Annotated in this window: 2 protein-coding genes and 1 pseudogene; 1 reads left to right on the forward strand and 2 read right to left on the reverse strand. The window is 44.6% G+C overall.

Translation table 11 applies throughout. The features are described 5' to 3' along the window. On the reverse strand, positions 1-612 hold a 612-nt coding region (locus tag AB4653_RS00070; RefSeq protein ID WP_372103059.1), incomplete at its 3' end, for a pseudouridine synthase. After that, entirely contained in the window at positions 612-773 is a 162-nt protein-coding gene (locus AB4653_RS00075; RefSeq protein ID WP_009846839.1) for a hypothetical protein, read from the reverse strand. The genes AB4653_RS00075 and AB4653_RS00070, both read right to left, overlap by 1 nt. Before the next feature lie 209 nt (positions 774-982). Between AB4653_RS00075 and AB4653_RS00080 the strand changes: the two are divergent. After that, a pseudogene (locus tag AB4653_RS00080) lies at positions 983-1062 on the forward strand (YkgJ family cysteine cluster protein); the annotation flags it as partial.

Consider the following 1062-nt stretch of genomic DNA (forward strand, 5'->3'; position numbering starts at 1 on the left):
AATCTGTTCACGGTGTAGGCCAACAACTCGATTCCCGACCGCAGCAAACATTCGTTTTACTTGATGAAACTTGCCTTCTGTAATGGTCAACAGCACTTGTTTACTGGTAATCACCTCGAGCTCTGCCGGACGCGTCGGTTTTTGTTCGCCCTGCAATTGAATGCCCGCTTTGAACTTATCAGCGACATCGTCTTTGATACCTCGTGACAATGTCACGCGGTACACCTTCTTACATGACTTGGTTGGCAGCGTAATATTGAATGACCAGCGCCCATCATCGGTAATCAAGACTAAGCCTGTAGTGTCGGCATCTAAGCGCCCTGCTATGTGCAGTTCTGATGCTTTGTCTATCTCGATGTAGTTAAACAATGAAGGATAAACTTCATCGATATTAGAGCAGATAGTACCCGCAGGCTTGTGCATTAGGAGGTAACGAAATTCACGCAACTTAAGCGGCGTGCCATTTAACAAGATGGTGTTGCTTTCATGAACCTGAGCTGACTCATCAGTAACTGTTTCACTGTTTACGTTCACCTCGCCATTATGGATGCGTTCAATCGCTTCAGGCTTGGTTAGGTCAGTGCTTTTACATAGGTATTTATCAAGGCGCATTAATCGTCGGCACCACATTTAGCACAAGGCTTGTAAGTTCGTTCACCTTGAGCAATCACCACATAGTCTCGAACGCACTTGTCACATAAAGCGAGCTTTGGGTAAGCCTCTTTTTGTTTCTTTGCGTTAATGTTGCCTTCGGTGGTGTATACGGTTCTCATTTTGATGCCTTTGCTTGAATAACGTGAGATGCGCAAATTGTATCACTGTTTACAGCTTTGATTGGAGTGGTGGTGCATAGATAAATTGATTTTAAGCGCCGTCATTCCATGTTCTCGCCCCGTAACGGCTTAACCATGAACAACAAAGTCAACGTGCCACGCCTATCAGTGGTAAAATGATAAAAGCTCACCAACTTATGAAGTCGATAATGAAAGATTGTAATCAATGCGGAAAATGCTGTATCAAATACGGAGATGGCGACCTTGCCGCGACTCAAGAAGAGATCGA

This window comes from Vibrio sp. 10N.222.48.A3 (assembly GCF_041475345.1).
In the GTDB taxonomy this organism is placed as follows: domain Bacteria; phylum Pseudomonadota; class Gammaproteobacteria; order Enterobacterales; family Vibrionaceae; genus Vibrio; species Vibrio tasmaniensis_A.

What these genes read in the sequence shown, in the direction of transcription:
- AB4653_RS00075 (WP_009846839.1), bottom strand. Translation starts at nt 773, where the DNA reads ATGAGAACCGTATACACCACCGAAGGCAACATTAACGCAAAGAAACAA.